Origin of the sequence: Enterococcus sp. DIV1206, from assembly GCF_051712485.1 — a bacterium.
Lineage (GTDB): Bacteria > Bacillota > Bacilli > Lactobacillales > Enterococcaceae > Enterococcus > Enterococcus faecalis.
The window spans coordinates 80,108-95,024 of sequence record NZ_JBIOOZ010000001.1 but is presented as its reverse complement, the minus strand read 5'-3'; the positions used below and the strand labels follow the sequence as shown (position 1 = coordinate 95,024).

The window sequence follows — 14,917 nt, the reverse complement described above, 5'->3', positions numbered from 1 at the left end:
CTCTTCTGTTCTATTGTACACAAAATGAGAAATCTATTCCACGAAAAAATAACAGTTGTTTCTTTTATTCTTTCGTAGATGTGGACGTTTCAGGAACAAACACGTTGAGTCCCCCAGCTTCCACCGTTACTTTAATCGGTAAATCATCGGTAGGATCGCCATCTGTTCGTGTTTGGACTTTCTTGTCTTTTTCGCCCCTAATTTTAAATTGACTCCCAGAGAAATACACGACACCAGGAATTTCATTTAATTGTCCTCTGATAATTTTAGGTAAATAATAGACAAACTTGTAAAAAACTAACTTAGGCAAAATGATAATGTGCACTTCGCCGTCATCTGGCGTGGCATTGGCATCGAAATTGGTAAAGCCGCCAGCAGAATTCGTCATGGTCATCGTTAATAATTGGGCTTTGCCATGCCAACGTCTTTCATCGCCATCAATTTTTAGTTTGTACTTTTTCTTTTTCATTAATAAGCGGAAAAATTGCTTTGTAAAGGCTTAAGGACCATATTTTTGTTTCTCCTGTTGGGTCACATTTGCTGCTGTGTCCGCTAATAGTCCAATCGTTAAGGTCGAAATCATCACATCTTGATTTACCATTCCAAAGTCAACTGGCGTGGTCTGTCCTGCCAAAATGGTCTCAAAGGCGTCTTCTTCTTTCAAAGGAATACTTAACACACGCGCAAAATTATTGACTGTTCCACCTGGAATAATCCCTATTTGATAGTCACGAATGGTGTCTTTAAAATTTTGAACGGCATGATGAATGGTCCCGTCACCACCAATGACGACCAAGACACCCACTTGATTTTCTTTGGCATTTTTCCGCATTTCTTCAGGATCAATGTCTGGATTGGAAGGTTGCAAAATAACCGCTTCCCCTTTCGCTTCTGCAGCTTTTTTAAAGCGTTCTGCAATCTCTTTACTTTCACTACTTCCTGAAGTTTCGTTGTATAAAACCATCATCTTTTTCATCATTCTATCCTCATATCTCTAACTAAATTTCTTGCACATGTAAAGTGTACAATATTTTAGCCAAAATACCTAAAGATAGCATCGAAAAACAAAGGCTGAGGCACAAGCGATTTGCTCCAAGAACTCAGTAAGTTCTGTTCAAAGGCTAAACTGCGATGAAGGCTTACCTGAGAATGTCAATAAGAAGGAGCTACTTTTGTTCAGTTGATTAGCTTAAGATGAAAAAACAGGCCATCCGTCGAAAGGACGGATGGCCTGTTTTTTTATAGCTTTTGCTTATTTCTTGCTCTTTTTATAGAAGAGCCAACTTGCCAAACTGACCAACAGGAGGCCGATAAAGACAAAGAAGTAATTGACTTGTGTGTTGGTTTTCGGTAAACCAAGCCAACCTGTCTCTCTAGCTGCTTGTTTCGTTGTTGGCTGATTTGGTTTTGTTTTTTTGGATACAGGTTGTTTCTCGTTAACAAACGTGCCCGCATCCACGAGTTCAGGTTTGTCTTTCGCTGTTGCCGCAATAGTGAATGCGACTGCTTGCTTAGACAGTTGGTAACCATCCGGTGCTTTTGTTTCCACAAAGGTATATTTTCCTGGTTGTAAGTGGTTCACTTGAACTAACCCTTGGTTGTCAGAACGTAATGAACGAGCGACAGTTTGCCCTGTCTCTGCATCTGTCACTTTAAATTCAGCACCTGCTAAGGCATTCTTTTGCTGATCAATTTTCACCAGCTTGGCAGCACCTTGGTAATTAATAAAAGGTGCTTTAAGTACCACAGTGGCTGGTTTGCCCTGGTTGTCTTTGGCAATCGTAAAGCTTGCGCTTGGCGTTTCATTAAGAAGATAGCCAGTTGGCGCTTGTGTCTCCACAAAACGATACGTTCCCGGTGCTAAATTTTTCGCAATGACTTTGCCTTGCTTGTCAGACATCAGATTAGTTTGTCCAGCCACGGTTTGCCCTGTTTCATCAATGACCTTAAACACCGCACCTGCCAATGCTTCACCTGTTTCGTTTTCTTTGGTTAATTGAGCAGTTCCTTGATAATTGATAAGATCGCCTAAAGCAATTGGCTGCTCTTTTCCTAATTGGGCGGTTACATCAAATGGATGTGGCGTTGTGTCTAACAGATAGCCTGTTGGTGCTTTCGTTTCCACTAAAACGTAATGCCCTTCATTTAGCCCTTTAGCGTAAATTTCGCCAGTCTTATCCGTTGTTATTTCAGAAACTTTTTCTCCTGCACGATTCAAGAATGTTATCGGTGAACCTTGGGGCTGATTCTGCTCATCGGCATTGTAAATTGCAAAAACTGCACCCGCTAAGGTTTGACCTTGCTCATTGACTTTACGTCCCGTTACTTCCGCTTGATAATTCACAAATTCTAACTCATCTAGTGGTTGTTTATCATTTGAATTCTTCTTCACTACAAAATAAATGGGTTGTTTATTGACGATATAGCCATCCGTTGCATCCAGTTCATCTAATTCATAGCTACCAGCGCCTAAATCCTCCATAGCCAATGAGCCATCTTTTTCAGCAGTTACTTCTCTTTCAAAGATTTTTTCCCCGTTTTCGATTCGATACAATTTAAAAATTGTTCCTGGAAGTGGGTTCGCATTGGCATCAATTTTCTTAAAGACGGCGCGTCCTTTGAAATTGGCGAAGGCCCCTAATTGGAAGATCTCCGGATCGCCTTTGAAATCACCACGAATTTCTACTTTTACTAATTCAGGATAAATAATATAATCTGCGCCATCTGGTAATTTTGGTGCTTTGATTTCTTTGTAATAATAGGTACCTGGCGCCAAGTCTCTAAAGATAATTTTGCCATCTTTGCCACTCGTTGCTGTAATCCCTAATGATTGTTTATTGTGATCATATAATTCAAAAACAGCACCTGCTAATGGTTGGTCTGCGCTATTCGTTTTCACGATTTGGAAAGCCCCTTTGTAATTCACAAAGTTGTCACTAGCAACAACGACCGCTGGTTTACCAGCATTTTTCTCAGCAATTTCAAATGGGACTGGCGTGGTATTTAATAAATAGCCTGTTGGTGCTTTGGTTTCTACAAAGCGATATTTACCTGGGGCTAAGTGCTCTGCAATAATTTCCCCTTGATTATTTGTCGTCAAGCCTGTTTGAATCGTTTGTCCCTTCGCATCAAGCACTTTAAATGTCGCACCACTTAATAAGTGTCCATTCACATCTTTTTTGATTAATTTAGCTGCTCCTTGATAGTTAACAAAGTTAGCCGTTGCTATAACTGTTGCTGGTTTGCCCCGATCGCTTGCTGCAATCGTGAAAGCACTTGGTTCAGTGTTTAAAAGGTACCCTGCTGGCGCTTTAGTTTCCACAAATTGATATTTTCCTGGGGCTAAATCCGTCACTGTGACTTTTCCGTTTGCATCCGAAACTAAGTGTTCTCGAACCACTTGTCCTGTGGCATCAAGGACCGAAAATTCAGCATCTGCCAATAGATTACCTGCTTGATCTTTTTTTATTAGCTCAGCAGAACCTTGGTAATTCAGCATTTTAACGTGAACGTCACGAATTTGCCCACTCATACTTTGTGTCACAATGAATCGTTTTGGCCTAGTATCTAAAAGATAGCCTGTCGGTGCTTCGATTTCTGTGAACTGATAAAGCCCTGGTTTTAAACTATCCACCTCTAACTGGCCATTCGCGTTGGTTCGATCCGGCGCAAGGGGAACTTCTTCCCAATGAGTAAACGGCGTGGTTACGGCATGCTCTAATTTAAAGCGTGCATTGACTAATTTTTTGCCCTTCTCATCCATTTTTTCTAAAAATACTTTATTGACATCGTTTTTAATAATGGTTGGTTGTGCTCCTTCGGCTGAAGTTTCTTCATCAATAGTAATGACTCGGCCTTTAGCTAATTCGTCCGAAACTGTATAGCCTTCTGGTGCTTTTGTCTCCACCAAAATGTATTGCCCTTGCGGCAACCCACCAAATGTGATAACCCCAGTGGCGTCTACTGTGCCTTCACGTAGGACTTGTGTTTTAGCTTGGTCCCAAATTTGGAAATGAGCGCCTGCTAAAATAGTCGTCCCATCCATGGCTGTTTTCTTCAGCTGAATTTTGCCTTTGGTCCCTGTGGCATGCCCGCCACTGTGATCAATGTCAACGACCACATCGCCATTGTCATCCCCATGAACGACTTCTGAACCATTTCCAGTAATTGACACTTGGTTGGATACCGTGTCTGTACTCCCCGCCGCTGAAGAAGTCACTAAACTACGATATTCCATATAATAAGGTGCTTCAATATGAGCCATTTTAACGACAATTTTTTGTTGTCCTGTTTCATTATCGGTGGTAACTTCCAGTGTGTAATCTTTTCCTTCTTCTAAAATAACAGATTTATCTGGCGTAATCGTTCCGTCTTCTGTTACGTTGGTACCGTAAATCACCAATGACTTGGGGTCTAATACTTGGTTTGGTGAGGGTGTATCAGTAATAACCACATCGTCTAAAACCGATTGGGCGCCATTAATCATTACATGCCAGTACACATGGTCTGGATCATCTTTGTGGTATTCGCCACCTTTTTTCACTGATTCGCCACCATGTTGAATGGAAACTTTTCCTGTCACATCACGTGAAGAACCTTGGTTTGTATAAGATGCGGTATTGTCATAACTAGCCGAACCTTCGATAACTTTTTCATCAACAGACGTCTTAAATTCAATCACATACGTACGACTATCATTAGGAAAATCAACACGCCAAGTATTTTGGTTTTTCTCGCTTGGTTCTTCCATTGTGATATCCGTCAACGGTTGCGTTGGTTTCACTTTTTCAACCGAACCATCTGGCTTCGTATTGCCTTCATAGACCTTCAAACTCCCAGCCAAATAGGTTTGATTGGCTAAAATTGGATCCGTTAAAAAGGCGTCGACTAAACGATTATTACTTAAATTAACCGCAAGCGTCCAAGTGATTTCTTTGGTGACGGCATTGTAAACACCGCTTTTTTGCGCATTTAAATCAAAAGCAGGTAAAGGTTTAAACGGTTTACTATCTTCTGAATGATGATTGTTTCCCGCTTCATCCGTCCAATCAATGGCAGCGGTATTTCGATAATGGTCCAACGCAGGATTGTTAGCGTCTAACTCGGTAACATCGAAAAAGGTAGTATAAGTTATGTGGAAGGCATCACTTGTTTTGGCATACGCCCCTATAAAACTTACCTTAAAGCCTGTTTCACCATCTGCATTACGAGTTATTTCTACCATGAAATCCTTGCCTAACGTCAACTGATCACCAGTGGTTGTATCTTTAACAACCAACGAATTGGGTACCATAGTTAAGCCAGGAACTGGTTCGTACGTATCCGTAATCACGGCGTTTTCCATCAAATAATTATTTTGATTCACAGCTAACGTCCAACCAATCGTTGAATTTTGATAATCCACTGCACCAGTGTTTTTAATAATATTTTGTTGACTGGCTGTGCCATCACCTTCTGAATGCTGACCAGTGCCAACATCCACACGATTATTCACGGCAACATCGCCTTCGACAATTCCATCAACTTTGGTTTTATAATCAATCTTGACTGCGCCATTCACATCATGTAAAAAGTCAATTGCAAAGGAACCGTCTCCGTTGATTACCACTTTGTAATCTTTTCCTTCCACAAGTTCTGCTCCAACGACTTCATTTCCTTTGTCATCAAACGTCACTGAATATAAATGTAAAGAATCTGGTTCAAACGTTAAATTATCCCCCATTGTGTCTGTAATGACTGCTTGGTCTTTTGGAATGGTTTGTTCACCATAGTTGTAGTTAATTTCCCAAGTGAATTCTTGATTGGCTTCGTCGTAATCTATATTGCGCTTATCTAACATTTTGCCATAGGTTGCCGTCACAGTTGCTTCAGCATCTAACCCATTTGGATTATTATCACTTGTTAACGTCGCGTGATTTTTAAAAGGCACGTCGCCGCCGCCATCTGGAATAACCGCCTCGTCAATCGTCGTTTGGTACTCAAGACGATACGCTTTATTCGTGTCACCTTTAATCATCACATTGCCATTTGCATCATACGTATATTCATCTGGGCTAAGTTCGCGCCCCACTTCTTTAATTGTTCCATCAAGATTCATCACTAACTCATAGACTTTCACGGACTTAAAGGTATTCCCTGTTGGCCATGTTTCCGTCACAGTTGGATTTGTTTGATCTTTCATCGCTTGATTGATATCTACCGTCCAAGTAATCGCACTAGGATTGGGCGTTCGATCAAAATGGCCTTGTTTATCAATTTGTTGTTCGGTATCTGGGACAATCGGAATCACTACAGGCGGCAAATCTTCTTGTGTAGGAATATCAATCACCCAATCTCCTGGGCCCCGCCCATCTGAATCATTCAAATGAGTATCTAAAGAAAAGTCCCCGTGAATGTCACTTTCAGACGTGATTCGCTCATCAAAGGTAAAACGAACCGTACCATCTTCACTAATTGTGTAGGTTCCATAGACATTGCCTTCCGCATCAACTAAATCACCTGAACCTGGTTTATTAGGTTTCAAATTGCCTGGTAATTGAAACTCGAAGTAATCGCCTGCTTTCATTTGTTCCCGCACATCTTCTGGAATCGACCAGTTAAAGTTCCAATGAATGGTCACATCTTCTTTGTACGGCGGTGTTGCTGGTGTGCCATCAGGATTTAAATAAATCGGATCTTCAAAATTATCGATAATCGTTGTTTCATCACCTGTAAAATAGTCACTGATATCTGTTGGTCCTGCTACGCGCGGTTTGACAGTCGTAGACTCGGTTGTTTTACTTTCTACCGCTTTCGTCGTGCTGGCGACAGTTTCTTTGGACGAACGAGGAACAGAGGATTTTGTAGATGCTTCTTCTGTTGAACCTTCATTCGCTGTTGCGGCTGGCGAACTCGTGATTACCGTTGATTCTGTCGGATCAGTACCAGTATTTAACGTCAACGCTCGTTGTTGTTGTCCATAAGAAAACGTCACATCTTCTGTAGCTTTAGGGTTCAACGTTAAGACTAACGTATCTGCTAACGCTTGCTGATTCAATTCAATTTGAATCTGTTTCTTCTGGTCATCTACTTGAATCTTGCGCGTATTATTGGGCGCTGCCCAATGTGCAGCTTTGATTGACATATTGGCACTATAATGCACTACAACCTCTTGTGTTGCTGGTTGTGCTTTTCCTTGAAGCGCTAAGGTCATTTCTTGCTGGCTGGTTTGCTTCACTTCTCCTAACGTTAACTGGCCATCGCTGTTAACCTCTTCCGCCAAAGCCATGAGTGGTGTGCCATAATTTAGAACAAGTAACAAACACATCAACCCGTAGAGCCAACGGTTTACCATTGGACCATTCTTTCTCATTTCTTTCATCCTTCCTCTACTAACGACACATAGAAGAGAACGTTCACTTCGTACCAATTTTTTATTTTAAACCAAATAAGTGAGTGCTCTTCTGTTGTCTTTCTTCCTTGCTAAAACAGACAGCCAACACACCTTTTCTTTTTATCTCCTCAAAACGCACTCTTACTTCGAATGCGGATTCATTTTCTGCTTTTTCCTATAGACTCTTCTATAAGAATAAGAAGAGTATAACGAGATTTTTCAGCAAAAATTATCAACAACTTCTCCTCCAAATAGAAAAAGTTGATGAAATCCCAGAAACCCTTTTCATCTTTATGAAAACACTCCTTTAATCCTTTTTTATTTGTACTAGTCCTTCTTCCACTATACCGTTTTTTTAAATTTTTTTCATAAGAACTAACCAGACAAAAAAGCCTATTTGTATAAGCTATTTAAGCTAAAAAATCAACAGACTCAAATTGTCATTTTTGTTATTTAAATGTTTTATATAAACCATTTGTTTTTCTTAATAATTTTTTGCTCTATCATTTTTTATCCGTATTTTCTTCTATTTAACACATTTAGTTCTTCTTGATTTTTAAGAATAGATACAGTAGCATAAGAACAACTAGTTCTTTCACTGGCAATTGTCAATGTCGCTTAGAAAAGAATGTTTTATCTGTATTATCTGAAAAATCAAACAAGCGTAACCAATTAGAAAGGTGGTTATTATGCATAACTTATTAACCAAACAGGAAATTCAGTTGCTTTCCCTAATTGAATACTTGTATGACAGTAAAGAAAAAGTCCCCATGCAAGTACTCCGGCGAAAATATGAATTTTCCCATTACAATATCAACAATTTATTGAATCAATTAACTTTATTAATTTCTCGAGTCAATACACATGAAAATGTACATATTCGCATTATTAATAATCAACAGTCCATAGAATTAGTCGCCGATGAAAATATCCCGATTGAGTTAATGAAAGAAGCCGTAGTTCGCGGGTCATTAACCTATATGTTAGCCTTAGATTTACTTTTAAAACGCTACACTTCAGCCAAAGATTTTTGTGAAGAGCATTTCATTAACTTTTCTATTTTCAAACAAGTCAGTGACCGTTTAAACAATTATCTAGCTAGATTTAATTGTTATTTAAATTTAAAAAGGCGAGAAAAAATTTGTGGCAAAGAGAAAGATTTTCGTAGTTTCTTTTACTCCTTATTTTTCATTTCAGGAACTTCTCTCGTTCCTTTTTTATCTAAAACCAATCAAGCGCAATTGCAGAATTTTATTGAAATCATCAAAAACCGTTATCCTTACTTTACATATACCGATTTACGCAAATTAAAATTAATTATGTCCATAGGTTTACTCCGTTACCAATCTGATTTTACAATCAGCGATTATCCTGAAATTGCTACGATCAATTTAGCCTTTCCTTATTCAGAATTTCAATTATTAGTGAATGATTGTTTTATTAATGAACAAAAAGAACCCGACACATGGCGGGCTGAAATTCGTTTCTACTATGATTTTTTCAGCACATTAACGATGTATTCACTTGAACAAATAGAAACGGTCAACTTTGCCAACTTAGCGATTATGGGCATGGATGAAAGTCCCCATGTCACCTGGATTTTTGAAAAATGTACGCAATTACAGTTGGATTTAAGCGCAATAGAAGTAGTCTTTTTGTTGGTTAATTTATCCAATGCCAGTGAACGACTGATTCATTTCCCTGTGGAAGAGGAATTGAGCTATGAGGTTGCTAATGTCTCTTTGTATGAAAAACAATACCCAAATGTTTCACGAACAACCAACTATTTCTTAAAGCGTTTGCCTTTTGACAAACAACATCCACTAGATGCGTTATTTAAAGAAACCATTTTTCTAATTATTCGGAGCGTTTTATTAAATAAACAAATTCCTGTTAAAATTTTACTTCATTCATCTATTAATCAGATACAAGAAAATTGGTTAGCGAAGGAAATCAATAATTATTGCGATGTTCCTTTGAAATTTGTTAATCATATTCAAGAAGTGCCTGACTTAGTCATTACTGACAAAAATAATCCGCTTTTTCACGCCAGTAAAACCTTTTATTGGCATCCCGTTCCTTATTTAGACGAATACCATAACTTAAAACAAGTCGTCCGCAAAATTTATTTTGCCAAATTACGTGGGGAAAACAGTTTGGAGGGAATCGGATGTTAACAGGATTACTTGATGTACCTTATCGTAAAAGTTTTGCTCTTTTAGAAGAATTACTCGAACGTCGTGAAGCAGAAGAGCAAACATTGGCGATTTCTACTTTAGCCACTCAATTAAAAATGCAACAAAATACCATTTTACAATCTGTAGCTTTGCTCCAAACAGAAATTGAAAAAAACGGCTGGGAGAACTTATTTTCTTTATCAGCAAATGCCAAAGAGATCACATTTTGGTTTGCACCCTATTTCCAACTGTCGTTTTTGATGCCCTACTTTGTCAAAAAAAGTTTCGCGTATCAAGTACTGACCTATGCCTTTAATCATAATGCAATTGATAGCAAACATTTTGAAAAAGTCCTAGAAATTTCTTCGTCAACCTTTACACGAAAAATTGGTCAATTAAACCAATGGCTCCAAAAATATCAGATTGAAATCAATTTAAAACGTACCAATGTGTTGGTGGGCAAAGAAAAAGATATCCGGATTTTCTTTATGATGCTTTTTTGGAACAATTATTCTGAAGGAGACTGGCCGTTGCACACGATCACTAAAAAAGAAGTCCATAGTCTCTTTCGACGTTTAAAACATTCTGTTTCCTTCAATACAACACAAGATTTTACAAAAGACTTGATTTTTTCTGCGGTGATTTTAGCGCGTTGGAAAGAGGGCTTTTTTATCAAAGAAACTTTCGTAGAGGAAGAAGCGATTGTTAATCCCTTTGTTAATCTGAGTGAATTTGAATTGTTTTTTAAAGAAGAAGCCTTACACCAAGTTCCAACAAAATTTATACAAAAAGAAGGGCTTTTTGCCTTTTTCTTATTAACGATTAGTGTCAGCTACGCCACACAAGATGTCTTGGAAATTCCAGCAGCACGGATGCATATGGTCCAGCTATTAGGCTCACCCATTAAAGAGATCATTTATCAACTGACGTCTTTTTATCAAATTAAATTGACATTTCACGAGTACCTTTATCTATATACTTCTATCCAAAATTTAAGTGTCTTTTTTAAGACCTTTGTTACGATTGCCAATCCATTTGTGCAAGAAAGCTTTTTAAAAGAAGCACTTCAAAAAAATCCGAGTCTCTACAAAGATGTGAAGCGACTTACAATTGAAATGCTTCCAACATTGATGGGCAATGAAAAATTGTTAGTTGACTGCTTGTTCATTCTTTTCTGTACACTGAAAACGAAATCTTTACCACCGATTCGTGTCTTAGTACGGACCAACCAAAGTAACTTAATTTTAGATACCCTTTATGAAAAGCTAAGTAAAGCCGTGGATAAAAAATTAATTTTTGTCGCTTCACCAGAAAAGCCTTTCGATGTAATTATTACAAATATCTTTTCAGAAATTAGTGTCAAATCAACGATTCCTACTTATTATGTTGATTTTTCCGCTAGCATTGGTGAACTAGCGCAGAGCTTAGAAAACTTAAATACACAAATTGTCACCAAACAAAGTCCACGCCACTTTTAAAAGTTTTCACGTGAAACATTTTAAGTGATAAAAATTACAAAAAACGCCAAAAGGTAGCAGAAAAACTGCTACCTTTTGGCGTTTTTTACGAAAATTTTCAATGTTCCACTCTAGTGATACCGAAACGTAGAACATTCATTTACTAACTACTCATTTTACATGACGTTGTTATTTTCTGTCACCAATTCTAGCTCTTGCAAGTAATGATCCAAAGTCGCATGATGTTGATCGACATCGGCTAACTCTGTTTCAATTTTAGCTAAACGCGTGTTCATGCGTTGAATTTCCGTTAGTGTTTGTTGTAAAACGTTTAAAATCCGTTCATCGTTAGGCATTGAAATCACTCCTTGTCCATTTATAGTTCTGAGCCGTGTTCAATCTCTTCAATCGTTTCAAGAGACAAATCTTTGGCATCATTTTTAGCTTTGTGGAAGACCATATATAAAATGGTACAAACGATTGGGATACAGCCTGCTAAGAAGTACATTTGTTGGAATGACATAAAGTTACGTAATTCACCTAAAACGTACGGACCAACCCCTAATCCAAGGTCTAAACCAATGAAATAAGTCGATAAAGCAATCCCGATACGGTGAGGACTTGGGCTTTCTTGAAGACAAACCGCTTGGCCATTTGACATGAAAGTCCCATAACCTAAGCCAATTAACCCACCTGAAACTAATAACATCCAACCCGACGTAGTCATACTTAATAAGAACAGGCCTAGTGTTAAGAAAATGTAGCTCGGATACATGACGTAGCGTTCCCCTTTGACATCGAAAATCCGACCTGTCGATGGACGTGTTAAGGTAATCACGACTGCATAGACGATAAAGAAGAAGGTGCTGACGTCAACTAAATCGATTACTTTGACATAAGAAGATAAGAAAGATAAGACACTTGAATAAGCAAGCCCCATTAAAAAGGCGATAAATGTAATAAATAAAACTTTCTTTTCAACAAAACTATCAAAATTCCATTTAGATAAAGCTTCACGATGTTCAGGTGTTAACTCAATATTTTTCACTGGGAAAATGAAGCAAGCAATGGTTGTTAACAAAATTAAAATAATTGAAAAGTTAATAATGACATGGAAGTTGGAAACATTTAACAATAACATCCCAATAAATGGCCCGATGCCGGCTGCTAAACTAGTACTCAAACCATAATAATTGATCCCTTCCCCTTTTTTATTTTTAGGGATATAGGCGGTAACAATTGCGTTGGTCGCTGTCGAAACGGTTCCGTAACCAAACCCATTTAAAAAACGGACCAGATAAAGAATGCCCATACTTGGCATATACATATACGCAACAGTCGTTAAAAGATAAAACAAAGCCCCATAACGTAAGACTTGTTTGCGCCCAATCAGTTCAAGGAGTTTCCCCATGAAAAGTCGTGCAAGCAATGTCCCGATGATGTAAATTCCTGAGGCCAAACCCGCTTGACCTAAAGTAGCGTGTAAGCTATCTTGCGCAATCACCGCAATAATAACCATTAATAAATAATAAACAAGATAGACAATGAAATTAATCACTGTAATACTGATAAAGCCTTTATTCAAAAGCTTTGTTGGTGTTTGTTCTGTCATAATTCTTTGAATTCCTCTCTCTTTTGTTCTGTTTATTTTGTGTTGCTATTTTTCAATAAAAGACCGCTATCCCCTCACTTTGATGACTTATCAAAAAATTTTCTGAAATTCATTTGCAGTTATTACTATACGAGATATCCGTTACAAAAAAATGTAAATTTGTGAATGATAAACGTTATCTACAAATAACTTCAACAAATGTTGTTGATTTTTGTTGAAGAAAGAGTCCTCAACTATTCTCAAAATATCGAATGGTTGAGGACTCTTTCTTTTAATTAAAAATAAGTTCACATCTATTACAAACTGTCTATAGTTTGACTCTGTATGTCTAAGACATCGGTTACTTTTTTACCAAATTGTCCTTGGACCGACTTTTCTAAGCCAGTATTTGCATTTTCTATTGAGCGTTTGGCTTGTCCTAAAGCATTTTTTTCCCTTCGCTTGCTTTTCTGTACTTTTTTACTCTGTTGTTGTAACAGCGATAAACCGAGAGACTGCGCTGTTACTTTTTGCAGATTCTTTTGGTATTCTTTCCATAATTTCTCCAATAACTCCATGAACATCCTCCTTCGTTAACTTTCCCGCTGTGCATTTAATTTTCTATACGTTATTTCTAACTCTTCCCTCTGACGGTAAAGTTTTCTCTTAGCATGACTTACTTCTTCTGAAAAGTCATATTCTAATCGGCCAAGCTCTTGTCTCGCTTGTTGTAGTGGTTGCTGATTTTCGGCAATCATTCGAATAGCAGACTGAATGTTATAATAGGTTTCTTCAGCGAGTTGTTGGCTTTTTCTCTGATAAGAAGCTAAGATCATTTCTTGCTCATCTAACTCCCGCAATTGTCTGCGGCATCTTTCTAGCTCATCGGCTGTCGTCATGTTAAGGCTCCTTTCAGTTGGCTCGCTAATTCTTGATCTCTCTGAACCAATTCATTTATTTTAGCGGTAATTTGTTGGGTTAATTGAACAAATGAAGTTCTAATACGATTGATTTTGCTGAATTTTTGCTGGAAATATTCCAGATCTTGGTCAACCATCGTTTGTTTCGTACATTGGACTTGATCCATCGCCTCTCTCATTTCTGCATACGAAAGTTCTGGTGTATGTCGTTGAATGAGTTGCAATCCGTTTTCCCAATCTTCTTGTAATTCTTGCATCACTTTTTTGTAAATATGTAGGCACTCTTCCATCGCTACATCAAATTGTGATGCGGCGACTTTAACAACCGCTAAGGCTTGACTATCTTCTAAATAAATCCGTTCATTACTAGATAATCCGCCACCGCTCGCCGTTAAAGAAACACGTAATTCATTCAACTGATTAAATTGTTTCAGTTGTTCTTGAAGCCATTTGTTTTCTTTTTTTAAACGGTTGATTTCTGCCAATGTCTCAGGATTCGTGCCGTCGTAAGTCTCCAGCCCACGGATTCTATTTTTATTTTCTAAAATCTGCTGCGCCAGGATGGTTTGCTCGATTGCAACGCCACCATGCCCATCTGAATAGACAGCAATATCGCCAAATTTATCAATATAATTACCGGCATCATCAGTTTTAAACATATCCAAATCATGGCCGAACGTCTTTTTAACCCAACCGACAATTACGCCACTATAATTATCAACTCCAAAACTATAAAAAGGAATTTTCCCTTGTCCACCTGTTACAAAACTGCTGGTGACCGCATCTGAAGTATCATAGAAATTAATAATTTGACCTTTGTAGTTTTTAATTTGTTCGTCTGTCAATCCTGAACCAGCCGCACCATACGTGATGGCATTGTAGCCTTTCAAAACCGCAACGTAAATTGCTTCGGCACCACCAAGAGAATGACCCGTCGTGTTAATTGTATAGCCAGCTTCAGGAGAATATTGGCGCTCAATCTGACTGGCATATGTTAAAGCAGATTGGAACGCTCCAGCTTGGTGTTTGTCATTAAAGCCAATTTCTCGAAAATTGGTTTTCCAATCTTGCCATGATTTGGTACCAGCGTAGACAATGGTTAGATTTTGGTTGATTACGGATTGGGGATAGCCTTTGATGTCTTTCAAATCATCTTCATCCCAAGATTTATATTCATCTTTAATTTCCGCTACCGTCATAGCTTGCATGCTGTTGCTTCTTGGCTCATGTTCGTATCCGAAGGTATCTTTATCGGTGTCAATGGTGTCCAGTACTAAATATTTATCTTCAACTACCTTCTTATCGGAAACAACTTGTTCCCTTTCAACTTTATAGACTTCTTTAGACAACTTATTAAAATCATCCAATTCCTTACCTATTTTCTTTTCTGTCATTTCTAC

8 protein-coding genes and 1 pseudogene are annotated in these 14,917 nt (G+C 38.2%); 2 read left to right on the top strand and 7 right to left on the bottom strand.

Annotated features, from left to right (window positions below; all coding sequences use genetic code 11):
• Nucleotides 1–64 precede the first annotated feature (64 nt).
• Nucleotides 65–979: pseudogene (locus tag IGK86_RS00400) on the bottom strand (diacylglycerol/lipid kinase family protein).
• 273 nt (nucleotides 980–1,252) lie between these two features.
• Nucleotides 1,253–7,351 (bottom strand): fibrinogen-binding MSCRAMM adhesin Fss1, encoded by a 6,099-nt coding sequence (gene fss1, locus IGK86_RS00395; RefSeq protein ID WP_154212975.1) that lies wholly within the window; start codon nucleotides 7,349–7,351, stop codon nucleotides 1,253–1,255.
• 710 nt (nucleotides 7,352–8,061) lie between these two features.
• Between fss1 and IGK86_RS00390 the strand changes: the two genes are divergently transcribed.
• Nucleotides 8,062–9,549: a helix-turn-helix domain-containing protein gene (locus tag IGK86_RS00390; RefSeq protein ID WP_010775476.1), complete on the top strand. Its 1,488-nt coding sequence runs from the start codon at nucleotides 8,062–8,064 to the stop codon at nucleotides 9,547–9,549.
• Nucleotides 9,543–11,027 carry a helix-turn-helix domain-containing protein gene (locus IGK86_RS00385; RefSeq protein WP_002373754.1) on the top strand — a complete coding sequence of 495 codons (1,485 nt, stop codon included), beginning with the start codon at nucleotides 9,543–9,545 and terminating at the stop codon, nucleotides 11,025–11,027. Before IGK86_RS00390 ends, IGK86_RS00385 begins: the two co-directional genes overlap by 7 nt.
• Before the next feature lie 155 nt (nucleotides 11,028–11,182).
• Here IGK86_RS00385 and IGK86_RS00380 read toward each other — a convergent pair whose 3' ends face one another.
• The 5 genes from IGK86_RS00380 to IGK86_RS00360 form a co-directional block, all read right to left on the bottom strand.
• Nucleotides 11,183–11,362, bottom strand: a complete 180-nt coding sequence (locus tag IGK86_RS00380; RefSeq protein WP_002381345.1) for a hypothetical protein — start codon at nucleotides 11,360–11,362, stop codon at nucleotides 11,183–11,185.
• A 20-nt stretch (nucleotides 11,363–11,382) separates the two neighbouring features.
• On the bottom strand, nucleotides 11,383–12,618 hold the full coding sequence (locus IGK86_RS00375) for an MFS transporter (protein WP_002356101.1): 1,236 nt from the start codon (nucleotides 12,616–12,618) through the stop codon (nucleotides 11,383–11,385).
• A gap of 296 nt (nucleotides 12,619–12,914) precedes the next feature.
• Nucleotides 12,915–13,181, bottom strand: coding sequence for a hypothetical protein (locus tag IGK86_RS00370; protein WP_002356100.1), 267 nt, complete (start codon nucleotides 13,179–13,181; stop codon nucleotides 12,915–12,917).
• A gap of 9 nt (nucleotides 13,182–13,190) precedes the next feature.
• Entirely contained in the window at nucleotides 13,191–13,496 is a 306-nt protein-coding gene (locus IGK86_RS00365; RefSeq protein WP_016616687.1) for a hypothetical protein, read from the bottom strand.
• Nucleotides 13,493–14,911: a DUF2974 domain-containing protein gene (locus tag IGK86_RS00360; protein ID WP_016616686.1), complete on the bottom strand. Its 1,419-nt coding sequence runs from the start codon at nucleotides 14,909–14,911 to the stop codon at nucleotides 13,493–13,495. Before IGK86_RS00360 ends, IGK86_RS00365 begins: the two co-directional genes overlap by 4 nt.
• Nucleotides 14,912–14,917 lie beyond the last annotated feature (6 nt).